The sequence below is a fragment of the Micrococcus flavus genome (assembly GCF_014204815.1).
GTDB lineage: Bacteria > Actinomycetota > Actinomycetes > Actinomycetales > Micrococcaceae > Micrococcus > Micrococcus flavus.
Map to the genome: position 1 here is coordinate 409,489 of NZ_JACHMC010000001.1, position 14,620 is coordinate 424,108.

Sequence of the window (14,620 nt, forward strand, 5' to 3'; positions counted from 1 at the left end):
CGACGCCGATGACCACCGTCTCCCGCATCGTCCTCTACTACCGCTTCGTCCCGCTCGCCGACCCGGAGGCGGTGCGGCTCTGGCAGCGCACCCTCGCGGCCTCCCTCGGTCTGACCGGGCGGATCATCGTGTCCCCGCAGGGGATCAACGGCACGGTCGGCGGGCCCGTGGACGCCGTCAAGGCCTACGTGCAGGGCACCCGCGAGCACCCCGCGTTCGCCGACCTGGACGTGAAGTGGTCGGACGGGTCGGCCGAGGACTTCCCGCGTCTGTCGGTCAAGGTGCGGCCGGAGCTCGTGGCATTCGGCGCCCCGGGCCGCGTCCGCGTGGACGAGCACGGCGTGGTGGGCACCGGCGAGCACCTGTCCCCGCAGGGCGTCCACGCCCTCGTGGCCGAGCGTGCGGGCACCGATCGCCCGGTCGTGTTCCTGGACGGCCGGAACACGGTGGAGGCGCAGATCGGCCGGTTCGAGGGGGCCGTGGTCCCGGAGGCGCGCACCACGCGGGACCTGCTCGCGGCCGTCGACTCCGGCGCCCTCGACCACCTCAGGGACTCGCCGGTGGTCTCCTACTGCACGGGCGGGGTGCGCTGCGAGGTCCTCTCCGCGCTGCTCAAGGACCGCGGGTTCGCGGAGGTCTACCAGATCGACGGCGGCATCGTCCGCTACGGGGAGGCCTTCGGGGACGCCGGCCTGTGGCACGGCGAGCTCGCCGTGTTCGACCGCCGCCTGTCCGTGCGCTTCTCCGACGACGCCGAGACGATCGGCCGCTGCGTCACGTGCGGGGCGGCGACCTCGCGCCTGGCCAACTGCGCGGACCCGGCCTGCACCACGCTCGAGGTCCGCTGCCCGGACTGCGTGGCCGCCCACACCTACCACCGCTGCCCCGTCTGCGCGGACCGCCGCGCCCCCGAGAGGACTCCCGCATGAGCCTGCCCGTCCCGTCCCTGACCCCGACGTCGGCCGCCGCCCTGGCCGCCGACCTCACCGCGCTGCCGTACACCACGGACGCCGTGGAGGGCCTGCTCGGGCCCGTCGCCACCGCCGCCCTCGACCGCGAGCACGCCGAGGCCGCCAGGATGGCCGTGGCGCGCGTCCTGGACCCCGCCTCGGACGGCGCCGCCCCCGACGCCTCGGGCACCCGTCCGCTCGCCGCCGTCGTCGGCGCCTTCCTGCTGGGGGATCCCGTGCCCGCCGCCGCCCTGGCCGCCGCCGTCCCGACGCTCGGACTGGACGGGCTGCGGGAGGCCGGGCTCATCGTCGACGCCCCGGACGGCACGGCACGTGCCACGTGCGACCTCTCGCCCTACGAGACGGACGAGCCGGGCCGCCTGTGGGTGGCCTCGGACCAGACCGCGCTGCAGCGGCGCGGCCCCCTGCCGGAGGACCACGTGCTGGGCATCGGGCGTGCCTCGCTCACCCTGGCCGGGGCCGTGCAGCGCCGGCCGGTGGACGCGGCGCTGGACCTCGGCACCGGATGCGGCATCCAGACCCTGCACCTGCTCGCCCATGCGCAGCACGTGACCGCCACGGACCTGGCCCCGCGCTGCCTGGAGTTCACCCGCTTCAACCTGCTGCTCAACGCGGACGTGCTCGGCCTGGACCGCGAGCGCCTCGAGGAGCGCGTCGAGCTGCTCGCCGGGGACATGCTCGAGCCGGTGGCCGGGCGCCGGTTCGACATGGTGGTCTCCAACCCGCCGTTCGTGATCACCCCGCGCACGGACCCGGACGCCCCCGTGCTCACCTACCGCGACGGCGGCCGCGAGGGGGACCGGCTCGTCGCCGAGCTGCTCGCGGGCCTGTCGGACGTGCTCGCCGAGGGCGGCACCGCGCAGCTGCTCGCCAACTGGGAGATCCCCGCGGCCCCCGACGACGACGGCGCCCCCGCCCCCGCCTGGGACGCGCGCCCGCGCTCCTGGGTGGCCGAGGGCATCCAGGCCTGGTTCGTGCAGCGGGACGTGCAGGACGCGGCCGGCTACGCCGAGACCTGGCTGCAGGACTCCTCGCTAGAGCTCGACCCGGAGGCGTATCAGCGCCGGTATGCCCAGTACCTGGAGGACTTCACGGCCCGGGGCGTGGCCGGCGTCGGCTTCGGCCACGTGTGGCTGCGCCGCCCGGCGGCGGACGGCTCGCAGGGCCGGGCCTGGACGGTGGCGGAGGAGCTGACCGGCCCGGCCGACGACGCCCTGGGCGCCGCGTGGGCGGCCGCGATCGCCCGCCGGGACCGGCTCGCGGCGGGCACGGGCGGCGCAGCGTCCGACGGCGACCCCACCCTGGCCGTACTGCGCGGACTGCACCTGCGGGTGGCCGAGGACGTCACCGAGGAACGGCACCAGCGCTTCGGCGCCGAGCACCCGGAGGTGATCCTGGCCCGCCAGGGCTCCGGGTTCCGGCGCACCGCCCGTCTGGACACCGCCACCGCCGGCCTGCTCGCGGCGAGTGACGGCGAGCTGACGGTCGGGCAGATCGTCGGGGCGCTCGCCGCCCTGCTCGAGCTGGACGCCCCCGCCCAGACCGCGCTGCTCGTGGCCGTTCGTGAGCTCTACGAGGACGGGTTCCTCGCCGAGGCCTGAGTGCCAGGGCCTGGGCGCGGCCCCGGCGTCAGATCAAGCCGAACCGGGCGGCCTGACGCAGATGCCGCACGAACATCTCGTCGCCGGGGTCCCCGCGCCTCATCACCGGCACGGCTTCGTGGAAGGTGGGGTCCGGCTCGGGGAAGCCCACGAGCCCCTCGAGGTGCTCGTCCACCATCCGCCCGAGCACGCCCTCCACCTTGAACCCGGTCACCGCCCCGTCCTCGACCTCGAGGATCACGGTGACGCGTTGCCCCAGGGCGTGCTGGGTGAGGACCAGTCCGTAGGGATGGTCCTCCTCGGGGATCGGGCTCTCGAGCCCTGTCCAGTAGGCGACGTCGGCTCGCTCGATGCCGTCCTCTGCCTGGATGGCCTCGTCCTCCTCCTGTCGCCCCGACTCGAGGTGCCTCAGGTACGCGTCGAGGGAGGCGAAGGCGTGCCGGGCGCAGTGCAGGAGGGTGACGGGGTCCGTGATCGTCCACAGGACCTTCTGCGTCCCGTCCCGCAGCTCCTCGTCATTCTGGAGGTGTCCTCCCGAGAGGATCTCCGGGGCCAGGGGCCTGGCGCGGTAGCGCTCCGCCAGCATGGAGCCCACCTCTGCCACGGTGGGCGCGGGTCGGGCCGCGGACTCCCAGCGGCGGACGAGCTCCGCCGTCGGCACCGAGGTATCCCGGGCAGTCAACACGTCCCCTGCCCGGCCACGCCGTAGAAGGCGTGGACGCCCGCAGGTTTGCGGTTGTTGCCGTGGTAGTGGCAGTACTTGCCTGAGCCCGACTTGTCTTGCTCCGGACCGACCGGCCTGAGACCGGAGCGCGCAGACTGCGCGACTTGACGTGCTCCGTCCTTTGAGGCGGACCAGGTGTTGCCTCCACCGCGGAAGTGCGTGACGGCCTGAGAGAGGCTCAGACCGGCACCGAAGTAGACCTTTCCGTTTCGCAGCACTACGGCGTAGTGGCGCTTAGTCGCGGAGTTCTTGCGGATCTGCTCGCGGATGGCGGGGATGGCCCGGTCTGCGACGACGTAGGTGACGCCGAGGATGACGACGGTCGCCCCCGTCGCCACTAGGAATGCCTTCATGATGGCCCCAAGGGCCGGCAACGCCAGCAGGAACGGGATCGCGGACAGCGTCCCCTGCGAGGAGTCGTAGACCGCGCTCTGGCCGGTCTCCACGTCCGTCGCAGTGAAGAGGACTCGGTCGGCGGTCAGTTCGTGGACGTCCAGGGCGAGGGTCTGGCCGTCTAGTTCCGCGACGTCGCTGGTGAGATGGACCATGCCCTCAGACGTGGCCGCGTCGAGGGTCAGGTCGTAGGCGATCTCGTCGTCGGCGTGGAGCTGGGCGGTGACGTCCAGCTCCACTGTGTCGGCCGTCAAGTCCAGGGCCTGCAGCTCAAGGTCCTCGGCCACGGCGTCGGTGGTCTTCGTAGTGCCGGCGGCAACCGGATCGACGGGGTCTACGCTCATGCCGGTGGTGGCGACGGCGACGGCGAGCGCCGACGCGACGGCTATCAATCTGGTCTTCATCAGGGGGTCCTTTCGTAGGGGTGAGAGGTCTGCAGTTGGTGTGCGGCGCCAGTTGTGTCGCTACCCCGGCTCACGCGCTCTAGGAGGATGCGGGCCGCCTGTGCCGTAGCCGAGGACGTGCCGCCTTCGCCAGGCTCTCCGTCGGGGACATCAACGAGGACGTCCACCCCGGTCACCGGGCTGTACCACCGTGGGTCGCCGTGCTGGTCGGCGGCGCCGACGGAGATCGTTTCCGGCATGGACGCGGGGAAGCCGGATGACAGGCCCGGACGGTTGCCTGCTGCTGCGAGGACCACTGTGCCCGAACGGTGCATGCGAGCGATGGTGTCTGCGGCCGAGTCTGTGGGGACGTCGAAGGTAAGCGGCAGGATCAGGAGGTCCGTCCCACGGGATTCCAGCACACGCAAGGCCGCGTCGAAGGCCTCCGCCTCGAGGGTGTCGCTGATGGCGATCCCGTGGTGATGGACGGTCACCGCGCCGTCACGGGCTGAGCACACCGCCTCGAGCCCTGGCCGCATCGTCTCTAGTGTGCGCCGGGCATGAGGGGACTCCTCCCGCCCGAGGGTCGCGGCATGCTGGTGGAACTCGACGCAGTTCACGGAGCCCGCAGGCTGGACAAACCCGTCGATGACGCCCACGGTCAGCTCGCCGTCCCCGTCTGCCGTGGATGCGCATCCGGCCACGACGAGGGAACCCACGAGTAGACAGGCTGTCGCGCCCCAGGGCCGCCGATGCCGGTCGGTGCCCTGGACGGTGCGGGATGGGGTACGGGTACGGGACCGGCGGGGAAGTATGGCCTGAGAATAGACTGAGCGCCCGGAGGCGCCAAGGTCTCGCCCAGGGTCCCGTCCCGGTCCGGGCGTCGTCGTGTCCGCTGTTGTGGATAGTGTGGAGGGATCGGCCCGTAGGATGACGGGCGCCGGAGCGGCGCCGTCGTCGGCGGTCCCGCCCATCCCCGTCCGAGGAGGAACCCCCCTTGTCCCCTGCATCCGCGTCCAGGACCGGCTCCACGCCCGAGGGCAAGAAGCTGGTCATCGTGGAGTCCCCGGCCAAGAGCAAGTCCATCGCGAAGTACCTGAACGCGGTGGGCTCCGGCTGGGTGGTGGACTCGTCCGTGGGCCACATCCGGGACCTCCCCAAGCCCTCGGACCTGCCGGCGGACATGAAGAAGGGCCCCTACGGCAAGTTCGCGGTGGACACGGACCACGGCTTCACGCCGTACTACGTGGTGCACCCGGACAAGAAGAAGAAGGTCACCGAGCTCAAACGCGAGCTCAAGGACGCGGACGCCCTCTACCTCGCCACGGATGCGGACCGCGAGGGCGAGGCCATCGCATGGCACCTGCTGGACACCCTCAAGCCCAAGGTCCCCGTGTACCGGATGACCTTCGGCGAGATCACCAAGGAGGGCGTGCGCCGCGGCCTCGAGAACATCCGCGAGCTGGACACCCACCTCGTGGACGCCCAGGAGACCCGCCGCATCCTGGACCGCCTGTTCGGCTACGAGCTCTCGCCCGTGCTGTGGCGCAAGGTCTCCCGTGGCCTGTCCGCCGGCCGCGTGCAGTCCGTGGCCACCCGTCTGGTGGTGGAGCGCGAGCGCGAGCGCATGGCGTTCGTGGCCGCGCAGTACTGGGGCGTGGAGGGCACCTTCACGGTGGGCCCGGACGCGAAGGCCGACGGCGCCGCCGGCTCCTCCTTCACCGCGCGCCTGTCCACGGTGGACGGCTCCCGCGTGGCCACCGGCCGCGACTTCACGGACGCCGGCGCGCTCAAGGACTCCGCCGCCGGCAAGGTGACGCACCTGGACGAGGCGGCGGCGTCGTCGCTGGCCGCGGGCCTGGCCGGCAGGGACTTCACGGTGGACGCCGTGGAGGACAAGCCGTACACCCGGCGGCCGGCGGCCCCGTTCACCACCTCCACGCTCCAGCAGGAGGCCTCCCGCAAGCTGCGCATGAGCTCGCGGGTGTCCATGCAGGTGGCCCAGCGCCTGTACGAGAACGGCTACATCACCTACATGCGCACGGACTCGGTGAACCTCTCCCAGGAGGCGATCGGCGCCGCCCGCACGCAGGCCACCGAGCTCTACGGCGCGGCGTCCGTGCCGGACAAGCCCCGCGTCTACGCCAAGCGCTCCGAGAACGCGCAGGAGGCGCACGAGGCCATCCGCCCGGCGGGCGACGCCTTCCGCACGCCCGCGCAGGTCAAGGCCGAGCTGCGGCCTGACGAGTTCCGGCTCTACGAGCTGATCTGGAAGCGCACCGTGGCGTCGCAGATGGCCGACGCCAAGGGCTACACCGCCACGCTGCGCTTCTCCGCCACGGCCGAGGACGGCCGGACGGCCCAGTTCGCCGCCTCCGGCACCGTGATCACGTTCAAGGGCTTCCTCGACGCCTACGAGGAGGGCCGGGACGTGGAGAAGGAGGACGCGGAGGACAAGGACTCCGTGGGCCGCCGCCTGCCGCAGGTCGGGGAGGGGGAGACCCTCACGGGCGCCCCGATCGAGCCGACCGGGCACGAGACCTCCCCGCCGGCGCGCTACACGGAGGCCTCGATCGTCGCCGAGCTGGAGCGCCGCGAGATCGGCCGCCCGTCCACCTACGCGCCCACGATCTCCACGATCATGGACCGCGGCTACGTGACCAAGCGCGGCAACGCCCTGGTGCCGTCCTGGACCGCGTTCGCCGTGATCGGCCTGCTCGAAGACCACTTCGCCACGTACGTCGACTACGACTTCACGGCCCGCATGGAGGACGACCTCGACCGGATCGCCGCCGGCGAGCTGGCCCGCGAGGCCTGGCTCCAGACCTTCTACTTCGGCGCCCCCGCGGAGCAGACCCAGCGGGGCGTGGAGGGGCTCAAGCACGTGGTGGAGAACCTCGGGGAGATCGACGCCCGCGCCGTGAACTCCCTGCCCGTCACAGACGAGATCACCCTGCGCGTGGGCCAGTACGGCCCGTACCTCGAGCGCCGCCTGCCCGAGGGCGCCCCGGAGGGCACGACGCCGGACCGCGCCAACGTGCCCGAGGACCTCGCTCCGGACGAGCTGACGCCGGCCAAGGCCGAGGAGCTCCTGGCCGCCAGCGGCGGCACGGGCGAGCGCGAGCTGGGCACGGATCCGGAGACGGGGCGCGTCGTCGTCGCCAAGGACGGGCGCTACGGGCCGTACGTCACCGAGGTGATCCCGGAGATGACGGAGGAGCAGCTGCAGGCCTGGCTGGACGCGCAGCCCACCGAGTACTACAAGAACGGCAGGCCCAAGCCCAAGAAGAAGCCGGCCAAGGAGAAGCCCCGCACCGGCTCCCTCTTCAAGTCCATGTCCCTGGACACGGTCACGCTGGAGCAGGCGCTGCAGCTGATGTCCCTGCCGCGGATCGTGGGCGCGGACGCCGAGGGCGAGGTCATCACCGCCCAGAACGGCCGGTTCGGCCCGTACCTGAAGAAGGGCACGGACTCCCGGTCGCTCGAGTCCGAGGACCAGATCTTCACGATCACCCAGGAGCAGGCCCTCGAGATCTACGCCCAGCCCAAGCAGCGCGGCCGGGGCGCGGCCAAGCCGCCGCTGGCCGAGTTCGGCGAGGACCCGGTGTCCGGCAAGAAGGTCACGGTCAAGGAGGGCCGGTTCGGCCCGTACGTGACGGACGGCCAGACCAACATCACCGTGCCGCGCGGGAAGGACCCGGAGCAGCTCACCGCGGAGGAGGCCTACCAGCTCCTCGCGGACAAGCGCGCCAAGGGCCCCGCCACCAAGAAGGCGCCGGCCCGGAAGCCGGCCGCGAAGAGGCCCGCGGCGAAGAAGGCCCCCGCGACGAAGCCCGCCCCCCGGAAGAAGGGCTGAGCGTGCGCCTCGGCGTCCTGGACATCGGGTCCAACACCGTCCACCTGCTGCTCGTGGAGGCGCACGCCGGGGCGCGTCCGGCCCCGTACGCGGAGCACAAGCGGTCCCTGCCGCTGATCCGCTTCCTCGACGACGAGGGCGCGATCAGCACCGAGGGCCAGGACGAGCTGGTCGGGTTCATCGGCGAGGCCGTGGCCTTCGCCGAGGAGCACGAGGCGGAGGACATGATCTCCTTCTGCACCTCCGCCATCCGCGAGGCCGCCAACGGCCCCGCGGTGCTGGCCCGCGTGGAGGCGGAGACCGGGGTGCACCTCATGGAGCTCTCCGGCGAGCAGGAGGCCGCCATGACGTACTTCGCGGTGCGTCGCTGGCAGGGCTGGGACGCCGGGTCCATCCTGAACTTCGACATCGGCGGCGGCTCCTTCGAGATCGCCTACGGCCAGGACGAGCTGCCCAGCCACGCGGTCTCCCTGCCCCTGGGCGCCGGCCGGCTCACCCGCGAGTGGCTCCCGGACGATCCGCCCAGCCCCAAGGGCGTGAAGCGGCTGCGCAAGCACGTCGAGGCGCGCATGGAGGAGGCCTTCGCCCGGTTCCCTCCGACGGAGGCCCCGCTCGCGGTCACCGCCACGTCCAAGACGTTCCGGGCCCTCGCCCGCCTCACCGGCGCGGCGCCGTCCGCGGCGGGTCCGCACGTCAAGCGGCACCTGCGCGCGGACGACCTGCAGCTCTGGGTCAACCGCCTGGCCGCCATGACGTGGGACGAGCGCGCGGAGCTGCCCGGCGTCTCCGAGGTGCGCGCGCCCCAGGTGCTGGCGGGCGCCGTCGTCGCACTCGCCGCGATGCGCGCCTTCGGCGTGGCCCAGCTGGAGATCTGCCCGTGGGCGCTGCGCGAGGGCCTCATCCTCAACCGGCTCGACGCCCTCATGCTGGAGGGCCACCTCACGCGGGACGGCGGCCGCGGGGTCGGTCACATCAACCTCAACACGGACTCACTGCTGCCGGGCCTGCGCCTGGGGGTGCGCTGAGATGACCGAGCCGACACCGGACCCCGCCCGCACCCCGTACCCCCACCGGGTGTCGGGCACCGGCTCCCACGCGCGTCTACCCGGGGAGCCGCAGCTCGCCCCGCCGCTGGTGTCCACCGAGCACCTGATCCCGGAGCTCCGCCACGGCGCGGACATCCCCGTGACCCTGTCCTCCTCCTCGGTCTTCCCGCTGGGCACGCAGGACGTGTTCGCCCTGGCCCAGGACCTGGGCTACGACGGCGTCGAGGTGATGGTCACCCACAACGGGTACAGCCAGGACGCCGACCGACTCACCACGCTGTCCAAGCGCACCGGCATGCGGATCGACTCCATCCATGCCCCGACCCTGCTGTTCGCCCAGCAGGTGTGGGGCACGGCCTGGTCCAAGATCGAGCGGTCGGTGGAGCTCGCGCAGGCGGTGGGCGCCCGGACCGTGGTGGCGCACCCGCCGTTCCGCTGGCAGGGCACCTACGCCTCGCAGTTCGCCCGGCGCATCGCCGAGATCATGTCCGAGACCGGTGTGGTGATCGCGGTGGAGAACATGTACCCGTGGCGCGCCCGCGGCCGGGAGCTGACCATGTACCTGCCGCACTGGGACCCCGTGCCCGAGCCCTACGAGCACGTCACGTGGGACTTCTCCCACGCCGCGATCGCCCGCGAGGACTCGCTGGCCAACATCCGCGGGCTCGGCCGGCGGCTGCGCCACGTCCACCTCACCGACGGCGTGGACGGCACCAAGGACGCCCACCTGGTCCCCGGGGAGGGCACGCAGAACGTGGCCGAGTCCCTGCGGTTCCTGGGACGTGCGGGCATCGCGGGCTCGGTGTGCGTGGAGGTGGGCACCCGCGGCGTCTCCTACGCCGGCGAGCGCGAGGAGAAGCTGGCCGCCTCGCTCGCCTTCGCGCGCGAGCACCTCGGCGGGCGCGACGACTGACCCGGGCGGCCGCCGTCGCCCCTCCCACGGACCCCCACGGAAAGGACCGACCATGACCTCCCAGCCCCGCCTCGCGATCCTCGGCCTCGGCTCCATGACCGGCGCCATCCTCACCGGCCTGCTCGCCGCCTCCGTCACGACGCCGGACCGCATCTCCGCCACGACCCGCAGCGCCGCCTCGGCGCAGGAGCGGGCGGCGAAGCACGGCGTGACCGTGCACTCGTCCGAGGAGGACCCCGACGCCAACCTCACCGCGGTGCGGGAGGCGGACGTGGTGCTGCTCGGCGTCAAGCCCAAGGACATCGTGGCCACCGCCCGGGAGATCGCCCCCGCGCTGCGTCCGGAGACCGTCGTGGTGTCGGTGGCCGCCGGCGTGCGCGCCGAGACCATCGCCGCAGCCCTGCCGGCGGGCCAGCCGCTCGTGCGGACCATGCCGAACACCCCGCTGACCGTCGGCTCCGGCGTGGTGGGCGTGGCCCCCGCCGCGGGTGTCACCGAGGAGCAGCGCGCGCTCGTGGAGTCCCTGTTCTCCGGCTCTGGCCTGGTGGTGCCGGTGACGGAGGAGCAGCTGTCCGCCGTCGTGGCGGCGGCGGGCTCGGCTCCCGCCTACGTGTTCCTGCTGGCCGAAGCGATCGCGAAGCACGCGGTGCAGCTGGGCCTGGACCGGGCCGACGCCGAGGCCATGGCCGCGGCCACCGTCAAGGGCGCCGGGCTCATGCTGCAGCGCGGCGTGCAGTCCGGGGACCAGACCGCCGAGCAGCTCCGGAAGGCCGTGATGAGCCCGAACGGCACCACGGAGCGCGCCGTGGCGGTGCTGCAGGAGGGCGGGTTCGAGCGGCTCGTGGCCGAGGCCATGGACGCCGCCGCGGCCCGGGACCGGGAGATGGGCGAGGAGTTCGCCGGCTGAGGTCCAGCGGCGCGCCGCGCCCTTGCTCAGGGCCGCGCGGCGAACCGGTCGATGAGGTCCGTGTGGCCGGAGACGATCAGCGTGTCGCGCGGGCCCACGCGGGTGAACGGCTGGGCGTAGGTGAAGTCCTCGCCGGGGGTCTTCACGCCCACGATCGTCACGCCGTACTTCTGGCGCACGTTGGACTCGGCCAGGGTGAAGCCCACCGTCTCGGACGGCGGGAACATCTTCACGATCGCGAAGTCGTCGTCGAACTCGATGAAGTCCAGCATGCGCCCGTTCACCAGGTGCGCGGCGCGGACGCCGGCGTCCTTCTCCGGGAAGATGATGTGCTGCGCCCCGATCCGCTGGAGGATCGTGCCGTGTGCGTCGGAGATGGCCTTGACCCAGATGTGGGGGATCTCCAGGTCCACGAGGTTCGCGGTGATCAGGACGGACGCCTCGATCGAGGTGCCCACGCCCACCACGGCCATGGCGAAGTCCTGGGCGCCCAGCTGGCGCAGCGCCTCCGGGTCCGTGGCGTCCGCCTCCACGATGTGCGTGAGGACGGGGGCGAAGCGCTGCACGAGTCCCGGGTCCCGCTCGATGGCCAGGACCTCGCGCCCCTGGGCCACGAGCTCCTGGGCCGTGGCGGCGCCGAAGCGCCCCAGGCCGATCACGAGGACGGGCGCGTTGGGGTCGGTGCGCTGCTGGTCAGCCAAGGATCGGCCTCTCGACGGGGTAGCGGTAGAGCACGCGGCGCTGGCGCAGGGCCAGGGCGGCGGCGAACGTGATCGTACCAACGCGCCCGGCGAACATCAGGGCGGTCAGGAGGTACTTGCCGGCGGGCGGCGCCTCGGCGGACACCCCCACGGACAGCCCGCACGTGCCGAACGCCGAGATCACCTCGAACAGGGGCCGCTGCAGGGACTCGCCGGTGATGGAGACGAGCACGATCGTGGCCAGCAGCACGAGCGTCGACCCCAGTGCCAGCACGGAGATGGCCACCCGGAGGGTCTCCTGCGCGATCGTGCGGCCGTGCACCGTGACCTCCTTGTCACCGCGCGCCTCGGCCACGATGGCCAGGAACATCACGGCCAGCGTCGTCACCTTGATGCCGCCGGCGGTGGAGGCCGACCCGCCGCCCACGAACATGAGGGCGTCCATCAGCAGCAGGGACTCGGGGCTGTGGCTGTTGGTGTCGTCGATCGCGAACCCGCCCGAGCGCGTCATCACCGAGCCGAACAGCGCGTGTGCGATGCGCTGACCCACCCCCATGCCCCCGTGCGTGGCCGGGTTGTCCGCCTCGAAGAAGAACAGGCCGACGGCGCCGAGCAGCAGCAGGAGGACGGTCACCTCCACGGTGAGCTTGGTGTGCAGGTTCCAGGAGCGGAACCGCCACCCCTTGTCCAGCAGCACCATCACCACGGGGAAGCCCAGGGCGCCGGCGAACACGCCGACCGCGATCACGGTGACGATCACCGGCTGCCCCGCGAGCTCCGCGATGCCGCCGCCGGCGTGCAGGGCGAAGCCGGCGTTGTTGAACGCGCTCACCGAGTAGAAGACGCCCTGCCACAGGCCCGTGGCCCAGGACCCGGAGAGCCCCGCGAACTGCGGCACGAGGATCACCGCCAGCGCGGCCTCGCACGTGAGCACGGTGACCACCACGACCCGCAGCAGCCGGCCCACCTCGCCCATGTTGCCGGTGGTCATGCCGGCCTCCTGGGTGGCGAGCTTGGTGCGCAGGCCGAGGTGACGGGACACGGCGAGGGTCAGCAGGGAGGCCATGGACAGGATGCCCAGGCCGCCGATCTGCATCGCGGCCAGCAGGATCAGGTGTCCCCAGAACGACCAGTGGGTGGAGGTGTCCACGGTGGTCAGCCCCGTCACGGAGAAGGCGGAGACGGCCGTGAACATGGCGTCGTGCAGCGCGGTGGGACGCCCGTCCGCCGCGGCGATCGGCAGTGTCAGGAGCGCCGTGAACAGCAGGGCTCCGAGGGCGAAGGCGGACAGGGCCGCGCGGGCGGGGGAGCCGGCGACGACGGCGGTCACCGCGCCGCTCGCGCGCCGGAGCGCGGACGCGGGGGCGGGGGCCATGGGGATCCTCCTGGTGGGTGGTCGCCGGGGCGGGGCCCCGTCTCGGCCCGGCGGGCCGGGTCCAGTATCCCCCTCGGGGAACCGGGTCGGCGTCGTGCCGCTGCGCGTCACGGAGGGGACACGATCCGGAGCCGGGTTGCCCCGACGGTGGTGGACGGATCTACCCTGAGGCGTGACCTCCGCCACGTCCGACGCCGCCCAGCCCGCACCCACCGCGGTGGTGTGGGATCCGAGCCTGCTGAAGTACCGCTTCAGCGCGCATCACCCGATGGCGCCGCTGCGCCTGGACCTGACGCACCGGCTCACGGACGCCCTCGGCCTGCTGGACGCGGAGCACGTGCGGATCCTCCAGCCCCCCGTGGCCACGGACGAGGAGCTGGCCACGGTGCACTCCCCGGAGTTCATCGCGGCCGTGCGGTCGGCCTCGTGCGAGGACGCCGCCGTGGACGAGGCGCACGGTCTGGGCACCGAGGACTGCCCCACGTTCCCCGACCTGCACGAGTCCGCGGCGCGGATCGCCGGCGGCACCCGCGCCGCCGCCGAGGCCGTCTGGTCCGGGGAGGTGACGCGCGCCGTGAACTTCTCCGGCGGCATGCACCACGCCGCGCGGGACAGGGCCTCGGGGTTCTGCATCTACAACGACTGCGCGCTGGCGATCCGGCGCCTGCTGGACCTGGGCGCCGAGCGCGTGGCCTACGTGGACGTGGACGCCCACCACGGGGACGGCACGCAGGCGATCTTCTACGACGACCCCCGCGTCATGACGATCTCCCTGCACGAGACGGGCATCAGCCTGTTCCCCGGCACGGGGTTCGCCAACGAGACCGGCGGCCCGGACGCGGTGGGCACCGCGGTGAACGTGGCCCTGCCCCCGCGCACCGGAGACGCCGGCTTCCTGCGGGCCGCGCACGCCGTGATCCCCCAGCTGCTCGAGGAATTCGCCCCGGACGTGCTCATCACCCAGCACGGCTGCGACTCCCACGCGGCGGACCCCCTGGCGGACCTGCGCCTGTCCGTGGACGGCCAGCGCCAGCTGGCCTTCGACCTCGGCGACTGGGCCGACCGGTTCGCCCACGGCCGGTGGCTGGCCACCGGCGGCGGCGGCTACAACCCGCTGCGCGTGGTGCCGCGTGCGTGGACGCACCTGGTCGGCGTCGTCACCGGCCAGCCGGTGCCGCTGTCCACGCCGATCCCCGAGGCCTGGCGGGAGCACGTGCGGCGCCTGGGCAAGGAGGACCTCACGGGGGACATGTCCCTGTTCGAGGGCGACGACGAGGCGCGCATCCCCGCCGTCATGGGCGAGGACGCCGACGTGTGGTGGCGCTCGTGGGAGGTGGGCTACGACCCCGCCGACCCCGTCGACCAGACCATCATGGCCACCCGCCGCGAGGTCTTCCCCCTGCACGGTCTCGACCCCTGGTTCGGCTGAGGGCCCCCGAGGCCCCTCGGCGCCGCGGTTCGACGCGGGCCCGCGGCGACCGGTAGTGTGGCCGGGAACGTTTTCATGCGTTCCACACCCGGTGGAATGCGGGTCGGCGTGACCGGAGGACCCGGACACCCGCGGTCCCCACGCCCCGCCGACCCTCACCCCGACGAAGGAGTCCCCATGGGATCTGTCATCAAGAAGCGCCGCAAGCGCATGGCGAAGAAGAAGCACCGCAAGCTGCTTCGCAAGACCCGCCACCAGCGTCGCAACAAGAAGTGACGCCCGCTCCCTGAGAGCGACTGACGAGGCCGTCCGCCCCCCGCC

The 14,620-nt window shown here is 72.8% G+C and carries 13 protein-coding genes; 8 read left to right on the plus strand and 5 right to left on the minus strand.

The window, feature by feature from the left end; all coding sequences use genetic code 11:
* Window positions 1-8 precede the first annotated feature (8 nt).
* Window positions 9-929 (plus strand): oxygen-dependent tRNA uridine(34) hydroxylase TrhO, encoded by a 921-nt coding sequence (gene trhO, locus BJ976_RS01980; protein WP_135029757.1) that lies wholly within the window; start codon window positions 9-11, stop codon window positions 927-929.
* Complete coding sequence (locus BJ976_RS01985) at window positions 926-2,572, plus strand: DUF7059 domain-containing protein (protein WP_135029755.1); 1,647 nt, start codon at window positions 926-928, stop codon at window positions 2,570-2,572. The genes trhO and BJ976_RS01985 overlap by 4 nt, the downstream gene beginning before the upstream one ends.
* A 28-nt stretch (window positions 2,573-2,600) precedes the next feature.
* On the opposite strand, the gene BJ976_RS01990 is transcribed toward BJ976_RS01985, so the two are convergent.
* Genes BJ976_RS01990 through BJ976_RS02000 form a run of 3 tightly spaced genes read right to left on the minus strand, consistent with a single transcriptional unit; the run spans window position 2,601 to window position 4,791 of the window.
* Entirely contained in the window at window positions 2,601-3,254 is a 654-nt protein-coding gene (locus BJ976_RS01990; protein WP_221419381.1) for a hypothetical protein, read from the minus strand.
* Window positions 3,251-4,093 (minus strand): hypothetical protein, encoded by an 843-nt coding sequence (locus tag BJ976_RS01995; RefSeq protein WP_135029754.1) that lies wholly within the window; start codon window positions 4,091-4,093, stop codon window positions 3,251-3,253. The genes BJ976_RS01990 and BJ976_RS01995 overlap by 4 nt, the downstream gene beginning before the upstream one ends.
* The gene (locus BJ976_RS02000; RefSeq protein WP_135029752.1) at window positions 4,093-4,791 is read right to left on the minus strand and encodes a S8 family serine peptidase; all 699 of its coding nucleotides are present in this window, start codon (window positions 4,789-4,791) and stop codon (window positions 4,093-4,095) included. Before BJ976_RS02000 ends, BJ976_RS01995 begins: the two co-directional genes overlap by 1 nt.
* Window positions 4,792-5,069: 278 nt before the next feature.
* On the opposite strand from BJ976_RS02000, the gene topA reads away from it, so the two are divergent.
* From topA to proC, 4 genes are read left to right on the plus strand one after another with little or no spacing between them, the layout of a single operon-like run.
* Window positions 5,070-7,928 carry a type I DNA topoisomerase gene (gene topA / locus BJ976_RS02005; protein ID WP_135029750.1) on the plus strand — a complete coding sequence of 953 codons (2,859 nt, stop codon included), beginning with the start codon at window positions 5,070-5,072 and terminating at the stop codon, window positions 7,926-7,928.
* A gap of 2 nt (window positions 7,929-7,930) precedes the next feature.
* Entirely contained in the window at window positions 7,931-8,953 is a 1,023-nt protein-coding gene (locus BJ976_RS02010; RefSeq protein WP_135029748.1) for a Ppx/GppA family phosphatase, read from the plus strand.
* Between the two features lies 1 nt (window position 8,954).
* Entirely contained in the window at window positions 8,955-9,887 is a 933-nt protein-coding gene (locus tag BJ976_RS02015; protein ID WP_135029746.1) for a sugar phosphate isomerase/epimerase family protein, read from the plus strand.
* Window positions 9,888-9,939: 52 nt separating this feature from the next.
* Entirely contained in the window at window positions 9,940-10,794 is an 855-nt protein-coding gene (gene proC / locus BJ976_RS02020) for a pyrroline-5-carboxylate reductase (RefSeq protein ID WP_135029744.1), read from the plus strand.
* A gap of 26 nt (window positions 10,795-10,820) precedes the next feature.
* On the opposite strand, the gene BJ976_RS02025 is transcribed toward proC, so the two are convergent.
* Together BJ976_RS02025 and BJ976_RS02030 are read right to left on the minus strand one after the other, a co-directional pair.
* Window positions 10,821-11,495: a potassium channel family protein gene (locus BJ976_RS02025; protein WP_135029742.1), complete on the minus strand. Its 675-nt coding sequence runs from the start codon at window positions 11,493-11,495 to the stop codon at window positions 10,821-10,823.
* Window positions 11,488-12,870, minus strand: coding sequence for a TrkH family potassium uptake protein (locus tag BJ976_RS02030; protein WP_135029739.1), 1,383 nt, complete (start codon window positions 12,868-12,870; stop codon window positions 11,488-11,490). Before BJ976_RS02030 ends, BJ976_RS02025 begins: the two co-directional genes overlap by 8 nt.
* A 172-nt stretch (window positions 12,871-13,042) precedes the next feature.
* On the opposite strand from BJ976_RS02030, the gene BJ976_RS02035 reads away from it, so the two are divergent.
* Together BJ976_RS02035 and BJ976_RS02040 are read left to right on the plus strand one after the other, a co-directional pair.
* Window positions 13,043-14,299, plus strand: a complete 1,257-nt coding sequence (locus BJ976_RS02035) for an acetoin utilization protein AcuC (RefSeq protein ID WP_376698698.1) — start codon at window positions 13,043-13,045, stop codon at window positions 14,297-14,299.
* Between the two features lie 177 nt (window positions 14,300-14,476).
* Window positions 14,477-14,575, plus strand: a complete 99-nt coding sequence (locus BJ976_RS02040) for a 30S ribosomal protein bS22 (RefSeq protein WP_003792170.1) — start codon at window positions 14,477-14,479, stop codon at window positions 14,573-14,575.
* Window positions 14,576-14,620: the final 45 nt, after the last annotated feature.